Origin of the sequence: Paenibacillus sp. cl123 (assembly GCF_900101595.1) — a bacterium.
Classification (GTDB): Bacteria; Bacillota; Bacilli; order Paenibacillales; family NBRC-103111; genus Paenibacillus_G.
Genome location: NZ_FMYY01000037.1, coordinates 17927 through 36732 on the forward strand (window position 1 = coordinate 17927; position 18806 = coordinate 36732).

The 18806-nt window shown below is 56.9% G+C and carries 17 protein-coding genes and 1 rRNA gene; 15 read left to right on the forward strand and 3 right to left on the reverse strand.

Going from position 1 to position 18806, the window contains the following annotated elements; genetic code table 11:
* Positions 1-209: 209 nt before the first annotated feature.
* The 7 genes from BLR08_RS29730 to folE all read left to right on the forward strand — a co-directional run bounded on the left by BLR08_RS29730 (position 210) and on the right by folE (position 5054).
* On the forward strand, positions 210-761 hold the full coding sequence (locus tag BLR08_RS29730) for a DUF402 domain-containing protein (protein WP_072338201.1): 552 nt from the start codon (positions 210-212) through the stop codon (positions 759-761).
* Complete coding sequence (gene lepB, locus BLR08_RS29735; protein ID WP_256257857.1) at positions 700-1329, forward strand: signal peptidase I; 630 nt, start codon at positions 700-702, stop codon at positions 1327-1329. The genes BLR08_RS29730 and lepB overlap by 62 nt, the downstream gene beginning before the upstream one ends.
* Positions 1329-2528: a tRNA epoxyqueuosine(34) reductase QueG gene (gene queG / locus BLR08_RS29740; protein ID WP_083537577.1), complete on the forward strand. Its 1200-nt coding sequence runs from the start codon at positions 1329-1331 to the stop codon at positions 2526-2528. The genes lepB and queG overlap by 1 nt, the downstream gene beginning before the upstream one ends.
* Positions 2525-3055: a methylated-DNA--[protein]-cysteine S-methyltransferase gene (locus BLR08_RS29745; protein ID WP_072338199.1), complete on the forward strand. Its 531-nt coding sequence runs from the start codon at positions 2525-2527 to the stop codon at positions 3053-3055. Before queG ends, BLR08_RS29745 begins: the two co-directional genes overlap by 4 nt.
* Complete coding sequence (locus BLR08_RS29750; RefSeq protein ID WP_072338198.1) at positions 3055-4083, forward strand: HD-GYP domain-containing protein; 1029 nt, start codon at positions 3055-3057, stop codon at positions 4081-4083. Before BLR08_RS29745 ends, BLR08_RS29750 begins: the two co-directional genes overlap by 1 nt.
* 86 nt (positions 4084-4169) lie before the next feature.
* Entirely contained in the window at positions 4170-4382 is a 213-nt protein-coding gene (locus tag BLR08_RS29755; protein ID WP_072338197.1) for a YneF family protein, read from the forward strand.
* 81 nt (positions 4383-4463) lie between these two features.
* Positions 4464-5054, forward strand: coding sequence for a GTP cyclohydrolase I FolE (gene folE, locus BLR08_RS29760; RefSeq protein WP_072338196.1), 591 nt, complete (start codon positions 4464-4466; stop codon positions 5052-5054).
* 135 nt (positions 5055-5189) lie between these two features.
* On the opposite strand, the gene BLR08_RS29765 is transcribed toward folE, so the two are convergent.
* Both BLR08_RS29765 and BLR08_RS29770 read right to left on the reverse strand, forming a co-directional pair.
* Positions 5190-6590: a Fe-Mn family superoxide dismutase gene (locus BLR08_RS29765; protein WP_072338195.1), complete on the reverse strand. Its 1401-nt coding sequence runs from the start codon at positions 6588-6590 to the stop codon at positions 5190-5192.
* Positions 6591-6860: 270 nt separating this feature from the next.
* The gene (locus BLR08_RS29770; protein ID WP_072338194.1) at positions 6861-7904 is read right to left on the reverse strand and encodes an alpha/beta hydrolase; all 1044 of its coding nucleotides are present in this window, start codon (positions 7902-7904) and stop codon (positions 6861-6863) included.
* A 311-nt stretch (positions 7905-8215) separates the two neighbouring features.
* Between BLR08_RS29770 and BLR08_RS29775 the strand changes: the two genes are divergently transcribed.
* Positions 8216-8959, forward strand: a complete 744-nt coding sequence (locus BLR08_RS29775; protein ID WP_072338193.1) for an IclR family transcriptional regulator — start codon at positions 8216-8218, stop codon at positions 8957-8959.
* 485 nt (positions 8960-9444) lie between these two features.
* On the opposite strand, the gene acnA is transcribed toward BLR08_RS29775, so the two are convergent.
* Positions 9445-12153, reverse strand: coding sequence for an aconitate hydratase AcnA (gene acnA, locus BLR08_RS29780; RefSeq protein ID WP_072338192.1), 2709 nt, complete (start codon positions 12151-12153; stop codon positions 9445-9447).
* 252 nt (positions 12154-12405) lie between these two features.
* Between acnA and BLR08_RS29785 the strand changes: the two genes are divergently transcribed.
* The 7 genes from BLR08_RS29785 to BLR08_RS29815 form a co-directional block, all read left to right on the forward strand.
* Complete coding sequence (locus BLR08_RS29785) at positions 12406-13425, forward strand: amidase domain-containing protein (RefSeq protein WP_072338191.1); 1020 nt, start codon at positions 12406-12408, stop codon at positions 13423-13425.
* A 126-nt stretch (positions 13426-13551) separates the two neighbouring features.
* Positions 13552-14691: a D-alanine--D-alanine ligase gene (locus BLR08_RS29790; protein ID WP_072338190.1), complete on the forward strand. Its 1140-nt coding sequence runs from the start codon at positions 13552-13554 to the stop codon at positions 14689-14691.
* 86 nt (positions 14692-14777) lie between these two features.
* Positions 14778-15101 carry a hypothetical protein gene (locus tag BLR08_RS29795; RefSeq protein ID WP_072338189.1) on the forward strand — a complete coding sequence of 108 codons (324 nt, stop codon included), beginning with the start codon at positions 14778-14780 and terminating at the stop codon, positions 15099-15101.
* A 157-nt stretch (positions 15102-15258) separates the two neighbouring features.
* Entirely contained in the window at positions 15259-16260 is a 1002-nt protein-coding gene (uvsE, locus tag BLR08_RS29800) for a UV DNA damage repair endonuclease UvsE (protein WP_072338188.1), read from the forward strand.
* A gap of 109 nt (positions 16261-16369) precedes the next feature.
* On the forward strand, positions 16370-17137 hold the full coding sequence (fabI, locus tag BLR08_RS29805) for an enoyl-ACP reductase FabI (protein ID WP_072338187.1): 768 nt from the start codon (positions 16370-16372) through the stop codon (positions 17135-17137).
* Positions 17138-17272: 135 nt separating this feature from the next.
* Positions 17273-18142 (forward strand): inositol monophosphatase family protein, encoded by an 870-nt coding sequence (locus BLR08_RS29810; RefSeq protein WP_072338186.1) that lies wholly within the window; start codon positions 17273-17275, stop codon positions 18140-18142.
* A gap of 482 nt (positions 18143-18624) precedes the next feature.
* Positions 18625-18806: ribosomal RNA gene (locus BLR08_RS29815) — 16S ribosomal RNA — on the forward strand; the annotation flags it as partial.

The window sequence follows — 18806 nt, forward strand, 5'->3', positions numbered from 1 at the left end:
ACGGAAGAGACCCGCAGGAAGGGAGCATAACAGAGGGCGCAGCCCCGGATGTTATGCTTTTTCACATGTCCGGAGAAGACTCGGGCCGCCGCGCTCTTGAAACCGCTCCTTCATACGTTTATGCTAGTAGACAAGAGATGGAGCAACCGCCGGGGACCGGGCAGGATGATGATCCGCCGGGTTGCCTCAAGCAGAAGGGTTTGAACCTCATGGAGACCTTCGTGACTTATACGATAAAAAGCTTCAAGCATGATGGACATCTGCACCGGATGTGGCTTGAAAACTGGCTTGTGCCGACCGGGCTGCTGCATGAGTCGCACAGGAAGCAGGACATGCGCGTGCTGATCAACAGCCAGACGAAGATCGTCGAGGCGGACGGCAAGGAATGGGTCAGCCGGATTCCGGGGGTGTCTTTTTTTATACCGGGCGAATGGTTTAACGTAGTGGCTCTCATGGAGGAGCACGGTGTTCGCTATTATTGTAATGTTGCTTCCCCTCCTTATGTCAGCGGACGCATCATCACGTATATCGATTATGACCTGGACGTGATCCGGCTGCCTGCCGGGGATGTGTACGTGGTCGATCAGGAGGAATATGAACGCCACAAGCAGCAGTACCATTATCCGGAGATCGTAGACACCAAGGCCAAGCTTGGACTTCAACGGCTGCTGACACGCGTTCGGGGAGGACTGCCGCCTTTTGACGACGAGCAGGTCAAGCGATATTACCAGGCTTGGCTGGAGCGGGATTCGGAAGGGTGAGCGGACAATGACGGAAGCTTCGCCGAAGCAGGCCGGAAGCAAAGGGATAGGCCGCGAAATCTGGGAATGGTTCAAAATTATGGTCATTGCCATGATCGTCGTAACGCTGGTGCATCATTTCTTATTTCATGTGTCCGCTGTCAAAGGCGGCTCGATGCACCCGACGCTTCATGAAGGCGAATGGCTGTTTATTAACAAAACGGTTCGTTACCTGAAGCCTCCGGGACGGGGAGACATCGTCGTGCTGCGCAGTCCGGACGAATCGGGCCTGGGCTCGCCTTACTTGGTCAAGCGGATCGTGGCCGTCGCCGGGGATGAAGTGCATGTGAGGCGGGGAAAGCTGTTCATAAACGGCCGGGAGGCGGAGGAATCCTACACGGATTCTCTCATTCAGGACGGCCGCTTCGAACCTCTGACCGTCGCGCAGGGCTTTGTTTTCGTGATGGGCGACAACCGGAGGCGCTACGCCAGCAACGACAGCCGCAGCTTTGGCTCCGTGCCGCTCGAGCTGGTCGTAGGGAAAGCGGAGCGGGTCATATGGCCAATCCGGCAATGGAGGAGTTTATGATGCCAGCGATCCAGACGATGCAGAGGGATTCGATAGATTGGATGGCGCTCCGGGAGGAGCTGCGCCAGGCGGCCCCTGAGCTGGGCGTCGACAAGATCGGCTTCGCCAGCGCGGAGCCTTTCGACGAACTCAAGGCGATTTTGCTGAAGCATCGGGAGAAAGGGTACGAATCGGGCTTTGAGGAGAAGGACATCGACAAGCGGGTGGACCCGGCCTTGTCGCTGGAGGCTCCGCGTTCGTTGATTTCGATTGCCGTCGCCTATCCGTCGAAGCTGCAGCACCCTCCTCGGTCGGAGCCGGGCGCTTATCGGGGGATATTGTCGCGATCGGCCTGGGGCCAGGATTATCATCATGCGCTCCGGGAGCGGCTGAACCGGATTGAGGCCTGGCTGCTTGAACGGGTGCCGGATGTGCGGACGATGAATATGGTCGATACGGGCGCCTTGGTCGACCGGGCTGTTGCAGAGCGGGCAGGGATTGGCTGGAGCGGCAAAAATTGTGCGGTCATTACGCCGGAGTGGGGCTCTTGGGTGTACCTCGGCGAGCTGATTACAAACCTGCCGTTTCCTCCGGACGAGCCGATCGCCGAGAGCTGCGGGGAATGCACGATATGCATCGACGCCTGCCCGACCGGAGCGCTAGTCGGTCCGGGACAGTTGAACGCCCAACGCTGTGTTTCGTTCGTTACCCAGACGAAGGGGATGATCGAGGACGACGAGATGAAGCGGAAAATCGGCAACCGGCTGTACGGCTGCGATACATGCCAGATCGTTTGTCCGAAGAACAAAGGCGTGCATGCCGGCCACCATCCCGAGCTCCAGCCCGATCCCGAGCAGGTCAAGCCTCTGCTGAAGCCCTTGCTTTTCCTGTCCAACCGGGAGTTCAGCGAGCGTTTCGGTTCCAGCGCAGCCGCCTGGCGGGGGAAGAAGCCGATCCAGCGCAATGCCGTGCTCGCGCTGGGCAACTTCCGGGATGAGAGCAGCGTCCCGGAGCTGACGCATCTGCTGCTGGCGGATGTGCGCCCGGAGATTCGCGGATCGGCCGCCTGGTCGCTGGGCCGGATAGGGACGCCGGAAGCCCTGGATGCACTGGGGAAGGCGGTGGAGCGGGAGAAGGACGAGGCAGTGCTTCGGGAGATTAACAAGGCAGCCGCGGCGCGGGAGGCCGGAAGCCGGGAGGATAGGAAGCGGGAGACATGACGACGAACTCTATATTTTATGATGAAATGGATTCTCCCATCGGCCCCTTGGTGCTGGCTGTTTATGACGGCGCTGTATGCCAGGTGGAATTCGGCCGTTTCGACGCAGGGCGGGAGAGGCTGCAGAAGTGGTCGGACCGCTGGTTCGGCACGCGAAGCTGGGTCAGGGCCCCTGAAGCCGTGAGTGAGGCCAGGGCCGAGCTGGAGGACTATTTCCGCGGCGAGCGGACATTATTCGCCGTTCCCTTGGATCTGCGCGGAACTCCGTTCCAGGTGAAGGTGTGGGAGGCGCTTCGCACGATTCCTTATTCGCAGGTATGCTCGTATAAAGATATCGCGTCGCTGGTCGGCTCCCCCAAGGCGGTACGGGCTGTTGGCGGGGCCAATAACCGCAATCCCGTCCCGATCATCGTTCCCTGCCACCGGGTGATCGGCGCAGCCGGGGCTATGGTCGGCTATGGGGGAGGACTGGAGATCAAGACCTATCTGCTTCGCCATGAAGGGTATCCATCCGGGGGGACAAGCTGATGAGATATGTGCATATCGAGAATGTAGAGTCGGGGCAGTATCTCGGACGGACGATTTTCACGGCGAGCGGGTCCGTGCTGCTGTCCGAGGGCGTGCAGCTGACCGTGTTCATGATCACCACGCTGAAGCGGATCGGGGTCACGATGATCTACATCCAAGACAAGCAGTTCGAAGATATCGAGATTCCCGAGGTGGTCTCAGAGGAAACGAAGCGCATGGTGATGAAGCGGATGAACGATACGTTCGACTCCATCCGCTCCGGCAAGGAGCTGAGCACGAAGCAGCTGAGCCAGAGCATAGACAGCCTGCTTGAGGAGGTTATGTCGAACCGGGAGGTGCTCGTTCAGCTGTCCGATATCCGGACCGAGGACAATGAGATGTATGTGCATGCGCTGAACGTCTGCACGATGTCCACGCTGATCGGCATCAATATGGGACTTGCTTCCCAACAGCTAAAGGAGCTGGCGATCGGGGCGCTGCTGCATGATGTCGGCAAGCTGGAGCTGACCACGGACGATGCGTCGGACGATCCGAAGAAGCATCACGCCTGGAGAGGCTTCGACGTGCTGAAGCACAAGCGCGAGTTCAGTTTGCTAAGCGCCCATGTCGCCTTTCAGCATCACGAGACATTGGACGGCGAAGGCTGGCCTCGCGGTCTGGGCGGGGACGAAATTCATCAGTACGCGAAGATCGTTGCCGTGGCCAACACGTACGACAACCTGTTGTTCGACTTGACGGAAGGGCGGAGGATGCTGCCGCATGACGCATGCGAGCGGATTGTAGCTATGGCAGGCAAAAAGCTGGACCATGAAGCGGTCATCCAATTTCTGCGCACGGTGTCCGTCTATCCGACGGGGACGTCGGTGCGTCTGACCACACGGGAGACGGGGGTCGTCGTAGGCCAGCACCGGGGGCTGCCGGGGAGACCGGTGGTCCGCGTCGTGAAGAGCTCGGGGGATGAGCTGGATGTGAAGGAAGTCGATCTGGCCAAGCATACGACTGTATTTATCGAGAGCGTATTGATGTAGATTTTCGGTCATTCCCTATTTGTCACCTTCGGAGGGACATGTTATGATGTGGAATGACAATCGACTAATGTTGGGGTGAACGATTCATGTGGTATGCGGTTACGGCTGTGCTTGCTCTGATTGCGGGCGGCGTGGCGGGATTTTTTATCGGGGTTGCTTATTTGCGCAAGCAGCTGGAGAAGATGCAGAATGATCCGGCCATGATTCAGCAGATGGCGAAGCAGATGGGATACAACCTGGATAAGAAGCAGATGCAGAAGATGCAGACGATGATGAAAAACAAGAAATTCCGTCCTTAATCGCCCGTCAGGTGCGTGAAGGATATGCGCGGGCATACTGGTTGGAGCCCGTAGACGGCGTACGGAGAAGAGGAGAGAGCCATGCCCGCCAAAGAATATAGAAACAACCGCGTTGGTGAAAACAGAGAGCAGATCGAGCACCATATTCGTGAAATATTGCGTCTGATCGGCGAGGATGTGGACCGGGAAGGGCTGCTGGAGACTCCGGCGCGCGTGACTCGCATGTACGAGGAGATTTTCGCCGGGTATGATGCCGATACGCGGGATATTCTCGGAGTTGCCTTCGATGAGAAGCATGAAGAGCTGGTCATCGTGAAAGATATCGTGTATTACAGCCAGTGCGAGCATCATATGGCGCCTTTCTTCGGCAAAGTGCATATCGGCTATGTTCCGAGCGGCAAGATCGCGGGCCTCAGCAAGTTTGCCCGTCTGGTCGAAGCGGTGACGCGGAGACTCCAGGTGCAGGAGCGGATCACCTCGGAAATCGCCGATATTTTGATGGAAGTGCTGGAGCCGCATGGCTGCATGGTTGTCGTGGAAGGCGAGCATCTGTGCATGTGCTCGCGGGGTGTGAAGAAGCCGGGCAGCAAGACCGTCACGTCAGCCGTCCGCGGACTGTTCCGCACCGATGCCGCTTCACGCGCCGAATTTTTATCGCTGATTAAGGAATAGCTTCCTTGACGCCGGGCTCATCAGCCATGAAAAGGCCGTCTTTCCCCTGATTGCGCCAGACGCTGAGGGGAGAGGCGGCTTTTTGTTGTCTGCCCGTTTCGACGGACGGCAAGCCGGCGCGACGGCGGATTTTTCTCAGAAAGGAGGCCAGAGCAGAGTGCGGGCCGCGTTGAACCGTTCGTTGACATAAGCCCAGTTGACGGTATGCCACCACGCTTCGATATATTTGGCGCGTTCATTCTGATGCTTCAGATAATAGGCATGCTCCCACACATCCAGCGGAAGCAGCGGAACGACATCCCATTGGGACAAATTCTGATGCTTCTCCGCCTGCAAAATCTCCAGCCGGTGGCTGCGCGGGCTCCAGACGAGGATTGCCCATCCGCCGCCCTCCACCTTGTCGGCAGCGGCGCTGAATTGCTTCTGAAACGCCTCGAAGCTGCCGAATGATTTGCGGATTTCGGCGGCCAGCGGACCAGCAGGCTGCCCTCCGCCTCCGGGCTTCATGACGTTCCAGAACAAGGTATGCAGGTAGTGCCCGGCTCCGTTGAAGGCGAGCTCCCGTTCCCAATGCTTGACTAGGTCGAAATCGCCTGTTTCACGCGCTTGCTGAAGCTTCTTCTCGGCCTTGTTCAGGCCGTCCACGTAGCTTTGGTGATGCTTGTCATGGTGGATGCGCATTGTCTTCGCATCAATATGCGGTTCCAGCGCATCGTAGGCATAGGGCAGCGGCGGGAGGCGATGTCCGCCGATGGGCACGGCCTTGCCCGGTTCCGCGCTTGCGGGCTGAGGCGGCACCGGGGCTTGAGCCGCTGCCGCTGTCGCTCCTGCAGCCGCCGCCCCTGCCGGCTTGGCCTCAGCCGGTACGGGCATGGACCAGGTGCCCTCAAGCGTTCCGGCGCGTCCGGCTTCCTCGGAACCCGAGGCGAGATGGATATGGACCTTGGCTTGCTCATTTTCGGCTCTGGCAGGCGCTGCTGCGGCATAGGGTCCGGGAGCGCTTGAGGCGGATCTATAGGCCCCATCGTGCTGATGGGGAGCTGGCTGACCGGCACCCGGCCCAGGACCCGGTCCATGCTCGTGCCAGTGAGCTTGTGTCGGAACTTGTCCTTGCCCCAGCCCTTGCACGGCCTGCAGCACACCGAGGAAGTACTCGGATTCGCGGATGATGTGAAGCACGACCGTCTGCACGACGGGATTGGCTTGAATGGGCGCGCTCCGCTTCATCAGCTGAAACAGCTGCTGGACGAAGGCTTGCGACTGAGCCGTGGAGGAGCGCAGCAGCTCGTGAATTTGGGCGTTCAACTGCGGCGATGGGGCCGAGGGCAGCCGGATAAGCGCTTCGATCCAGCGTATGGCTTCTGCCTCCGTCTTGGCGAATATCTCCTCCCAGTTGTCGAGCAGCTGAACATATTCGGGCTCCAGATCGGGTACGAGCTCGCGGATAACGACCGTATGCTCCCTCTCCTGCATCTTCCAGAAGCGGATTTCCTCCAAAATGCGCAGGGGCAGGAGCGCCCCATAAACGACCAGCATATCAAAAAACCTCCCCGGGTTCTGTAGCCTTCTCCGGCCCAGGGGCGCGGCTCCAAAGGACCGCGCGGCGATGTGCCGGAATAAAAGCTCCAAAACCAATCTATGCGGGGAGACTTGTGTGATATGTCGGGCGCAGCCGGGCGGCCGCGGACTCCGCGCCCATGAGAGGGACGCGAGGCGCTTAGGCCGGATGGGGCTGGCTATCGTATGCAGGCGTGGAAAGCGGAATGCAGGCTTACCCGGCTGCCGCCGACTGCCCGATGCATTCGATTACCGGGAGGTTCCGTATTTCAGCGGCTCGCCGGCCGAGGTGGACAGCGTGCGGAGGAAGCCGGTCGTCATCTGCAGATACGTTTTTTTGTGCGCGCGGTAGATCAGCTCGTGTCCGTCATTCTCCAGCATCCAGAGAGCTGAACCGGATTGCGGCTGCTGGTGTTTGTATATGTCCTGAACCATGGCGTAAGGGGCGCGCACATCCTGCTTGCCGTGAATGAAGAAGATCGGCATGGAATAGGCCGTTTCCTTGATCGTCTGATAAGGAATCTCGGTGAAGCTCACTCCGTTGATGATCGGGAAAAACATATGGACAAGCGACTGCGAGAATTTCGGCACATTGGCAACCTGCTTCATATTGTGGTACAAGGTGTCCGGCTCCAGAATGAAGGTGCTGTCGAGAATCATGCCGTCGATCTCCTTGGTTTGCAGCGCAGCCTGCAGGGCGGTTCCGGCGCCCATCGAGAAGCCCCAGACGAAGACGCGTTCGGCTCCGCGGTCTTTGGCATACTTGACGGCACCGAGCAGCTCCTGCGACTCGCGCAAGCCTCCTGTGACATTCCATTTGGGCTGGACATAGCCATAATCGAACATGATCACATTGAAGCCCATCTTATGAGCGGCTTTGGCCAAGTCGTAGATAGGCACCCAAATTTCCTCGCGGTTTCCCCCATACCCATGGGAGAAGACGATCGTCTGCCGCTGGGATTCCGCGCCGGCAATAGCGGATACCGAGGGTATGAACCAGCCGGACAGCTCGGAGGAGCCGTTCAGACTGGGGAAAGTAATATCTTCGTAGGCTGCCCCGAAAGCGGCCGTCGGCGTGGAGCGCAGCGGGTCGATATGAGGACGGCCCAAAGTCCAGGCCACATAGGCATGAAAGGCGATCGCGAGACTGACAAGCAGCAGCAGGACGGACAAGAAAGCAATCAGCCAGCCTTTGTAGCGGCGCAGCAGAGAGACGCGTTTGGAAGCGATTTCAACGTTTCCGGGATGAATCGGCGCCGAGGCCGGCGTTGGCGTGTAGGGGTTGATATCCATGGGGAGCCCTCCAATTTCACTGAGATGTCTGTGGGCGGCTGACGACAGAAGGCTGACTGGCGGGAGGCGATGGACGCCTCGAGCGCTGTCGAACCGACAGGACCAATTATCGGAAGGACCTTATAAAATTATAGTAAAGCCAGATGGACGAATCGTCAATGTTCCGCGAAAAATGTAAAGAACCTGTAATATGAGCGTAATAGTGACAAAACAGACGATAAAGAAAGGACCGCAGGATATAGGAAATCGGTAAAAAATCAGGTATAATAGATTTCAACTGGTGAAACCGATTTTCGGGGAGTGGGAATTGGATGGAAGATGGCAAATTAACCGTTCGTGCCGTAGAACGAGCCTTGGATATATTGCTTTGCTTCACCCAAGCTGAGGATCTGAGCTTGACTGAAATCGCCAGCCGCGTGGAGCTGCACAAAAGCACCGTGCACCGCCTGCTGGCCTCTCTGGAGGGGAAAGGCTTCGTCATCCGCGATCCGGCTTCCGAGCGCTATCGCCTCGGCTTCAGCGTCTGGGAGCTGTCCGCGAACTTGACCCATACCGACGATCCGGCGCTGCTGCTGCTGCCGGAGATGGAAAGATTGCGCGACGTGCTCGGCGAGACCGTCAGCTTGTACGTGCGCGACGGGATGGAGCGCGTCCGCGTGCAGGCCGTGCAGAGCAACCAGGCGATCCGCCGTGTTGCTCCCATCGGAGCGCGCCTGCCGCTGTACGTGGGCGCCTCCAGCAAGGTCCTCGTCGCGTTTGCCGAACGCGCGGAGCAGGAAACGCTGCTGTCGCACGCATCCTGGCCGGCTTCGGCCCGGAGTGACGCTTACCTGCAGCAGCTGCGGGAAGTGCGCGAGCTCGGCTACGCTACGAGCGTGGAGGAGCGCGAGCCGGGCGCAGCGGCCGTCTCGGCGCCTATTTTCGACCGCAGCCACCGGCTTGCGGCCGCGCTGGCTTTGTCCGGCCCTTCCAACCGGCTGACGGTGGAGAAGATGAAGGAGCATGCGCCGGCGCTGATGGAAGCGGCCCGCCGCATGGGCAAGATGCTGAAGTAACCGGCTGCGAGGCAGCTTGAAGATTTGGAATTTGGAGACGAAGCGCCGGGACGCGCCCGGCTTGGCCTGCGAAACATGCCCAGCCTGCCTGGGAGATGCGTTTGGCAGCCTGCTAGAGGCGCCCGGCCTGCCTGGGAATGCGCAGCATCGAGATGAGCCGCTTGGTCAGCTCGCAAGGATGCGCTCAGCCAGCAGCCTGCGAACTGGAGGCGCCCCCGTACAGCGGCAGGCGCGCTTCGGAGGCTGCTTGATCTGCCTACGAACTGCGCTTAGCCTGCCTAAGATGCGCGCCTGCCCAGGCAAACTTTGCTCCAATAAGTAAAACTTCTATAATGAGGTTTTTAGTGTTACCTAGAAAATTCGGACTTGTCCTACTATAAACCCGGACGACCCCATTTTCATCCCCTGCGGTGCCGCCCCGCAGCATACGCAAAAAAAGCAGACAGCGAGCCGTGCCCGCCGTCTGCTTTTTTCTATATTTAAAATTAAGCCATGATTTGACGCAATACCGTCTGAAGGATACCGCCATTGCGGTAGTAATCGACATCGACGAAGCTGTCGAGACGAACGAGCGTTTCGAAGCTGAAGGTCGATCCGTCTTCACGGGTAGCCGTGACCGTCACTTTTTGACCTGGCTGCACGTCGTTGGACAAACCGGTGATGTCGAACGTCTCGCGGCCGGTGATGCCAAGCGTGCTCCAGCCTTGACCTTCGGCAAATTGCAGAGGCAATACGCCCATGCCCACGAGGTTGGAACGGTGAATCCGCTCGAAGCTCTCGGCGATAACCGCTTTGACGCCCAGCAGGAACGTGCCTTTGGCCGCCCAGTCGCGGGAGGAGCCGGTGCCGTATTCTTTGCCTGCGATAACGACGAGGTTCGTGCCTTGCTCTTGATACTTCATGGAAGCATCGTAGATCGACATGACTTCGCCGGTAGGCAGGTAAGTCGTTACGCCGCCCTCGGTTCCAGGAGCCACTTGGTTGCGAATCCGGATGTTGGCGAACGTACCGCGCATCATGACGTCATGATTACCGCGGCGGGAGCCGTACGAGTTGAAGTCTTCCTTCTTCACGCCATGCTCCATCAGGAATTTACCGGCCGGGCTGTCCGGCTTGATGTTGCCTGCAGGCGAGATGTGGTCCGTCGTAACGGAGTCGCCCATCAGAGCCAATGTTTTCGCGCCGCGGATATCGGCGATGTCGTTCAGCTCTGGCGAAAGGTTGGAGAAGAACGGCGGGTTCGCGATATACGTCGACTTCTCGTCCCAAGCGTACAGATCGCCTTCCGGTACTTCGATCGCGTTGAAGCGCGGGTTGGAACGGAATACGTCCGCATATTTCTCACGGTACAGGTCAGGGCTCATAGCCACGCCCATAGCGTCTTGAATTTCTTGAGCAGTCGGCCAAATATCTTTCAGATACACAGGCTCGTTTTTGTGATCGTAGCCGATCGGATCGTTCACCAAGTCGATGTTGACTGTGCCGGCGAGCGCATAAGCGACGACCAGCGGAGGGGAAGCCAGGTAGTTGGCTTTCACTTGAGCATGGACGCGGCCTTCGAAGTTCCGGTTACCGGACAGAACGGCGGCAACCGTCATATCGTTGTCGGCGATGGCTTTGCTAACTTCGTCCGGAAGCGGACCGGAGTTCCCGATGCATGTCGCGCAGCCGTAGCCGGCCACGTGGAAGCCAAGAGCTTCAAGCGGCTCGATCAGCCCGGCTTTTCTCAGGTAATCCGTAACGACCAGGGAGCCTGGCGTCAGACTGCTTTTCACATAACCCGGCTTGCGAAGGCCCAGGGCGACTGCTTTCTTGGCCACGAGGCCTGCGCCGAGCATAACGCTTGGGTTCGATGTATTGGTACAGGATGTGATAGCTGCGATAACAACCGCGCCAGTACCCATTTTGCTGACTTCGCCATTGATATGCGGGACGTCAACGACTTGGGCGATTTTCTCGTCGGACAGCCCGTAGCCGCCCTTCTCAACTGGAGTGCGGAGGATGCTGTTGAACGATTCCTGCATGCTGGTCAGCTCAACGCGGTCCTGCGGACGTTTAGGACCTGCAAGGCTAGGTACGACCGACGCGAGGTCAAGCTCGATCACATCGCTGAACACAGGGTCAGGAGTAGCGTCTGTACGGAACATGCCTTGCGCTTTGTAGTAGGCTTCGACGAGCGCGATCTGCTCTTCGCTGCGGCCGGTGCCGCGCAGGTAGTTCAGCGCTTCGGCGTCTACCGGGAAGAAACCGATCGTTGCGCCGTATTCCGGAGCCATGTTGGCAACTGTAGCGCGGTCAGCCAAGCTGATGTTGGAAAGACCGGAGCCGTAGAACTCGACGAATTTGCCGACAACGCCTTTTTTACGGAGCATTTGGGTAACCGTCAGAGCAAGGTCGGTTGCAGTAGCGCCTTCGTTCAGCGTACCGGTCAGCTTGAAGCCGATAACTTCTGGCGTTACGAAATAGAGCGGTTGTCCGAGCATGCCGGCCTCCGCTTCGATACCGCCGACGCCCCAGCCCACAATGCCGAGACCGTTGATCATCGTAGTATGGGAGTCCGTACCTACGAGGGAGTCCGGGTAAACAAACGTTTCGCCGTCAACCGTCTTGGTAGCTGCGACAGAGGCCAGATACTCCAGGTTAACCTGGTGAACGATGCCGGTATCCGGCGGTACCGCACGGAAGTTGTCGAATGCGGTTTGCGCCCAGCGGAGGAAGCGGTAGCGTTCTTCGTTGCGCTCGAACTCGATTTTTTCATTAAACTCCAAGGCATCCTTGGAACCGAAGGCATCGACCATGACGGAGTGGTCAATAACCAGATCGACTGGCACGAGCGGGTTGATGCGCTTCGGATCTCCGCCGGCATTCTTCATCGTATCTCTCATAGCGGCCAAGTCGACGACGACAGGCACGCCTGTAAAGTCCTGCAGCACGATACGTGCCGGGATGAAAGGAATTTCTTTGTTGGCGTCGCGCTCTACCGCCCAGTTGGCGATTTGCTTGACGTGCTCGGAAGTGATCGCTTTGCCGTCGAATTGACGGATAGCTGCTTCGAGCAATACTTTAATGGAAAACGGCAGGTTGTTGATCGTTCCTTCTCCCTGCTGCTCAAATGCCGGCAAGCTGTAGTAATTGTAGGTTTGGCTCCCTACAACGAGCTGCTGGCGGACCGAAAATTGGTCTTTGGCTGACATGTTAGCATTCCTCCTTGAGCTTGTTGAGCTTTAGTGAGTTTCAGTTTCATTCTGTGAAACTCGATTTCACAAATTAGCCTTACACTCAGTATACATGTTTCAGACCCACTTCGTAAAGGCTGTTTTCAATCATTTTTACTGGGTAAATGGCATACGTATGGAATGAATGCCTCTAAAGCTACTTCGAGGACACCCTGCAACTGCTGTAACCCAAGCAGCAATAGGTAGCCGGGAGAAAGGGGATAGGCAATCATGGCTTGGAAGTTGACGCTGTACGACTACATCCACCACCGCAATCTGATGGATATCGACTATACCGTTGAGCCGCTGCTGCCGATCGTGCAGGATGGCGGGTTTCTTCACCGGCAAACCCGGCTGCTTGCCCGCCGTATGGATACGGACAGGGAGCGCAGGCTCACTCCCGTGAAAAGCGAGACGCGGCTCGTCATCGACCGGGTCGAAGAGCTGCCGGGCCGGACGATCGTCGATGTGACGCTTAAGCGCAAAGCCAGCAGCCGCATCCGGGAGACCGAGCAAGAGGAGATGCGGATCGAGCGTGAGCGCATTACCTTTCACGAGGGGCTTGAAGGCTGGTCCATCTTACGCGTAGAAATGCTTCAGTCCGAGCAGAACTTCCGTCTGAAGTCCTCCTATCCCGGCAGTCTTGTCGAGGTGGAAGAACCGGCTCTTGCCGAAGGGGAGGTCCGGGCGCCCTCTGTTCCGTTCCTGAATCCTTTGATTGTTCCCGAGCTGCAGCATGCGAAGAGGGCCGCTTACAACCGCAGGAAGGCCGCCGAATATGCCGACCTGTGGTGGGACAAAGGGAATCCCGACTATCTCACCTTCGAGGTAGACTGTACCAATTATGTGTCTCAGTGCCTCTTTGCAGGCGGAGCGCCTATGAACTATACTAATAAAAGAGAATCGGGCTGGTGGTATAAAGGACGTTCCGGCAGCCGGGAGCTGTGGAGCTTCAGTTGGGCGGTTGCGGACAGCTTGCCCTTCTTCCTGCTGACCAGCCGCAGCGGAACCCGCGGGGAGGAAGTATCCTCCGCCGGAGAGCTGGACCTGGGAGATGTCATCAGCTATGACTGGGATGGCAGCGGGCGATTCCAGCATTCGACGATCGTCACAGCCAAAGACCCGGACGGGATGCCGCTGGTCAATGCCCATACCGTGAGCAGCAAGCATCGTTATTGGAGCTATACGGATTCCTATGCTTGGACGGACAAGACGCGCTACCGGTTCGTCAAGATCGCCGATCGCTTATGAGGTGTACCGGTCGTGACTGACCTTACCTAGGGTTCGCTTTTCCTCAGACCGCCATGCATGCGTTAAGGATGCGGCGGCCATTTCATTTATTTCCTACATTACTATTGATACGATCCGGAGGTTCTAATGAGCGACAAAATTCGCGTTGGCTTGATCTATGGTGGCAAATCCGGCGAGCATGAGGTTTCCTTGCAAACCGCTCTGGCCGTTATCAAGGCCTTTGACTTGAATAAATATGAAGTGACGCCTTTTTACATAACCAAAGAAGGACAATGGCACTCGGGTGCCGCGCTTCAAAGCCCGGCCGAGTCCGTGCAAGCGCTCCAGTTTGGCGTGTCGGCGGAGAGCCCGGTCGCTTCCGGAGCAGCTCTGCAGCCGATCTTCGGCTCCATCGCCGCTTCTTCGGAGAGCGCGGCAGCGGTTGAGGGAGCTCCGGCGCCGGTTTCATTTGACGTCGTTATTCCGCTGCTGCACGGTACGTTTGGCGAAGACGGCACGATTCAAGGGCTGCTTGAGATGGCCAACGTCGCATATGTGGGCGCTGGCGTTCTCGCTTCTTCCGTGGGCATGGACAAAGTGATGATGAAGCGCGTGTTTGCCCAGGACGGTCTGCCCCAATGCGTGTTCCGTCATTTTACCAGAACCCAGTGGGAGAAGGACAACGCCTTCTTCCTGATGGAGATCGAGGTGTCGATCGGCTATCCTTGCTTCGTCAAGCCCGCCAATCTTGGCTCAAGCGTGGGCGTCAGCAAGGCGTCGTGCCGGGAAGAGCTGATCCGGGCTGTTAATGAAGCATTCCGCTACGACCGCAAGGTCATCGTAGAGGAATTCGTGAACGCCCGCGAACTGGAAGTAGCTGTACTGGGCAATGATGAGCCGCAGGCTTCGGTCGTAGGCGAGATCGTATCCTCGAGCGAATTCTACGATTACAAAGCCAAATATATCGACGGTAAGTCGTCGATGATCATTCCGGCAGAGATCCCGGCGGAGACGGCGGAGCAGATTCGCGAGCTTGCCATTCGCGCCTTCCTGGCGATCGACGGCTCGGGGCTGTCCCGGGTCGATTTCTTCCTCCGCAAGGAAGATGGAGCTGTGTTTATTAATGAAATCAATACGATGCCGGGCTTTACCCCGTTCAGCATGTATCCGCTGCTGTGGCGGGAGACCGGCAAGCCTTACCGGGAACTGCTCGACGATCTGATCCAGCTGGCGATCAAGCGCCATGCGGATAAGCAGCGGCTTCAATATACGTTCGACCTGGAGTAGCAGGCCCAAGCGGGTGGGAGCGGCTTGCATTTGGCTTGCGGCTTCCGGTATGCTTAGGCTAAGAGACACTTGAAGGGAGCGGGCGTATGGGTTTTCAAACCGAATTCAATTCTGTGTGCAAGTTTAAATCCGAGCAGGAGCTGTATGAACTGCTGGAATACGGGCGGGGCAAAATGGTAAAGCACGGGTTCCGCGTGTTTCCGACCGGACAGAAGGTCATTGCTTATTCTCCTGGCAATCAGGCGATTGCTATCGTCAAAATCGTCGCCTCAATCGCCGAGATCAACTTTCAAGGCGAGGAAGTGACTCAGGTGGAGATGGAGCTTGTGCGCAAGCTCACAGAGGAAGAGGCGCGTATCCAGACGGCGCTGGCCGAGGAGATGTTTTTTGGCGAAGCCGGACGGGCGTAGAGCATTCTCCTGCTTCTCTTGGCGTTCCGCATCCCGGACCGATCTTAATCGGCTCCGGGATTTTTTTTGTTCTCATTTGGCTGCGAGGATATGTTCTAGGTGACGTGTGGGCACTCTACCGTTTAGGAGTATATGTTGCTGCAGGAGGTGAATTCATATGCTGGTAAGACTGGGGTATGTCGCGATGTCGGTGCTCGTCAAGAATGCCTCTCCGTCCAAAACGATGACCTACACCAGCTTCGCCAAGCTGGAGGACCGGGAGGCTGCGCTGCGCAAGCTGGAGCGGCTGGCTGAGGAGAATCTGGCGAATACGCTTCGGTTGCTGAAGCACAATCGCGCTCATGATATCGAGTTGTACCGCTGCTCGTCCAAGCTTATCCCGCTTATCGGCCATGGGGAGCTTGCAGATTGGGATCCGATGGAGCGGCTGGCAGGCGCATTTGCCGATGTCGGGCGTTATGCGAAGGAGCATGGGATGAGGCTCAGCTTTCATCCCGACCACTTTACGGTGCTCAGCACACCGCGTGAGGAAGTGCTGGCTCATTCGGTGGACGATCTGAAGCGGCATGTCCGGATGCTGGGCGCGATGGGGCTTGATAACACTGCTAAGTGCAATATTCATGTCGGGGGCACTTACGGCGATAAGGAGTCAGCCGGGGCCAGGTTTATTCGCAACTTTCAGGCGCTTCCGCCGGAAATCCGCGAGCGGGTAACCTTGGAGAATGACGATAAAACCTTCAATGCGCTGGAAACCCTCGAGATTGCCGAGCAGGTCGGCGTTCCGATGGTGCTTGATATTCATCACGACCAGGTGAATTCAAGCGGACAAACGGCTGAAGAGCTGTGGCCGCGAATCGCCCGAACTTGGAGCGGACAGAAGGAGCGGCAGGAGATGGGAGCCGCATCCGATACTCGTCCGCTTCCGCCCAAAATCCATGTGTCCAGTCCAAAAAGCGACAAAGACCCGCGGGGCCATGCCGATTATATCGACCCTGCCGTATTGCTCGCTTTCCTTAGAAGCATCGCACCCTCCACGCCACGTCTCGATGTGATGCTGGAAGCGAAGATGAAAGACGATTCGCTGATGCAGCTTATGCTTGCCGTTCGGGACGAGCCGGACGTTACCATTCGTACGCAAGCCTCCTTCGAGCTCGGATAACGCGCCATCCGACAAAAAAGGGCTCTTGAAATCTTGTTCAAAATCAAGTACCTTGAGTAGGAAAGAACATGTACGAGCTCTATCTTTTGTCAGGAGAGGGGAACGCGCCATGAGTTTGGTAGCCGGAAAAAATATCGTCGTTATGGGAGTGGCCAACGATCGGAGTATTGCCTGGGCGATCGCTCAGTCTTTAGCTGCCCAGGGCGCGAAGCTTGTATTCACGTATGAAAATGAACGGGTCGAAGAGCGTGTGCGCAAGTTGGCCGATACGCTCGAAGGTGCGTCCATTATGCCTTGTAACGTAACGGTGGATGAGGATATCGAGCGGCTGGCCGATTCGCTGCGCGAGCAATTCGGCGTGCTGCACGGCATCGTTCACAGCATCGCTTTTGCTAAGACCGAGGAGCTGGAAGGGTTGTTCGTCGACACATCGCGCGACGGATTCACACTGGCGCATGATATTAGCGCATACTCGCTCGTGGCTGTGGCCAAGCGACTTTATCCGCTAATGACCGAAGGCGGCAGCATCATGACGATGACCTATCTGGGTGCCGAGCGGGCGATGAAGAATTACAATGTTATGGGCGTCGCCAAAGCGGCTCTGGAAGCGAGCGTTCGTTACCTTGCGAATGATTTGGGGCAATTCAATATTCGCGTCAATGCGATTTCGGCAGGACCTATCCGGACGCTGGCCGCGAAGGGCATCAAGGATTTTAACTCTATCCTGCGTACGGTTGAGGAGAAGGCGCCGCTGCGCCGGACAACTGAGGTGGCGGAGGTTGGAGATACGGCTCTGTTCCTGATGAGTCATCTATCCAGAGGGATTACTGGCGAGGTCATCTATGTCGATAACGGCTATCATATCGTTGGGGTATAATTCATAAGCGGGCTAACAGCCAGTCATCTGTCTGCAGGACGGGGACTGGCTGTTTCCTTCTGTCGGCGCAGTAGTGAAACATCGGCGGTTTTGCAGCGTATAACAGGTAAGAATGAAATGAAGGAATGATAAGGGATGTCTAACCATAATGCCGTATTTACCGTTGGCAGCAAAAGTTTTACGGCCGTAGCGATTAATACCGCTTCCAAAACCGGAGAATGGATTCAAAGCAAGCTGGGCGATTTCAACTCCTTGCAAACCAAATACTCGCCGCATGATCTTGTCACCGAGGTAGACAAGGGAGCGGAGCTGATGATCCGCAAGCTCATTCATACTCATTTCCCCTCTCACGCGATACTGGGCGAGGAAGGCGTCGAGCCCGGGCCGGAAGCGTCGGCGGCCGCTCTGTCGGAAGTTAGCGATGCGGAGTATTTGTGGATCGTGGACCCGCTGGATGGAACGACGAATTTCGTGCACGGCTTCCCGTTCTTCTCCGTTTCCATCGCGCTGGCTTATCGTGGGGAAATCATAGTGGGCGTTGTGTACAATCCTGTACATAACGAATTGTTTGTCGCCGAAAAAGGCAAGGGAGCCTACCTTCGCGGCAAGCGGATGCATGTGTCCGGCGAGGAACGCCTTGCCGACAGCCTGATCGCCACAGGCTTCCCCGCCGACAGGGAGTTTGCGCTGGCGGAGAATATGAAGGGAGTCCAGGCGCTCAGCCCGCAGGTTCGCAATATCCGGGTGGCGGGCTCTGCGGCGCTTCATCTTGCTTATGTGGCGGCCGGGCGTCTAAGCGGCTTTTGGGAGATCGGCTTGAACGCATGGGATATTGCAGCCGGGGCTTTGCTGATCCAGGAGTCCGGCGGCCGGATTACCGATACCTCAGGAGAACCTTACCATCTGGGGGTTCGGCATGTTATGGCAAGCAACGGAGCTATTCATGAAGGTCTGATCCAGGGGCTGAAGCAGGCAGGAGCAACAGGCAGCGGCGCGTCTGTGTGAGCTTAAGAGCTGCGGCGATTTGTAGATGCGTTTATATGCAATTAAAGAAGGGAAGCGGCTGCCGAGGCAGTCGCTTTTGTTTTGTGCCTGTCGACCCGAGAACATTAATTTGGAGAGAAAAGCTTAAATTTCGGTACAATATAGTAGAGGGTTATAGGGCGGCTTTTGAGAAAATGATGACAAGAAGCAATTAGAGGTTGCTTTTTTAGATGAGAGTATGATATATTCTTCTTCCGGTCACGAAGACGGAGCATGCTTTACAAGGTATTAACCCAAGCGAAAAAAGTTTTTTGAAAAAAAGCTTGCATTAACTTTGGGAAGTGTGTTATATTATAAAGGTCGCTTTTGACGGAAGATGTTGAATCGGGTCGAAAGATGATAGATGAAATTTTATTGCCCTTTGAAAACTGAACAACGAGTGAGTGTTAAATAGAGAATGAAAATTCTCGCTAGCAGTAAATTTTGAGCAAGTCGAACTACCCTTAATGGAGAGTTTGATCCTGGCTCAGGACGAACGCTGGCGGCGTGCCTAATACATGCAAGTCGAGCGGATCTGTTCCTTCGGGGATAGGTTAGCGGCGGACGGGTGAGTAACACGTAGGCAACCTGCCTGTAAGATCGGGATAACTACCGGAAACGGTAGCTAAGACCGGATAGCTGGTTT